At 20.1% G+C, this 557-nt stretch carries 1 protein-coding gene; it reads right to left on the reverse strand.

The window, feature by feature from the left end:
* The coding region (locus L8W56_RS08770) for a hypothetical protein (protein ID WP_263660037.1) at window positions 1–557 on the reverse strand (557 nt) is incomplete at both ends.

A 557-nucleotide genomic window follows, 5' to 3' on the forward strand; every position in this document is an offset into this window, starting at 1 on the left:
AGATACAATCTTAAAATCTTCTTTTATATCATCTATAATGATATTGCTTTGTTTCGTTTTTAAAGAAGTTTCATTGTTAAAATTTGTGTTTTTTATTATAGTATCTATACTTTCTTTTGTATTGTTTTCTTGATTTGAATTTAAAGAAAGTTCTTTGAAATTTATACTTTCTTTTATATTACTTTTTTGATTTAAGTTTTTATTTATTTCTTTATTTTCATTTTTATTGATTGTTTTATCTTTGTTATTTAATTCTTCATTGACAATAAAAGAGCTCATATAAGTTTGATAAGCATGTTCTAAATCTTTAAAACCAAGTCTTTTAAATTCATCAATACTTTTATAAAGTTCTTTTCTTGCATTTAAATAAGTATCATTTAGTTTGTTTTTATGAGAGATAAAGATAGTATAAAAACTAGAGTTAAATTCTAATTCTTTTATTGTGTTTTCATCAAATAAAGCTTGCTTATCTTTATCATATAAAACATAATCTTCACAAAAATATAAAGCTTTTAATAAATAGGGTTTTGAATCGATGTTGATGTTGTTGATATCTT

This window comes from Campylobacter sp. IFREMER_LSEM_CL1085, from assembly GCF_025772235.1.
Taxonomy (GTDB): domain Bacteria; phylum Campylobacterota; class Campylobacteria; order Campylobacterales; family Campylobacteraceae; genus Campylobacter_D; species Campylobacter_D lari_D.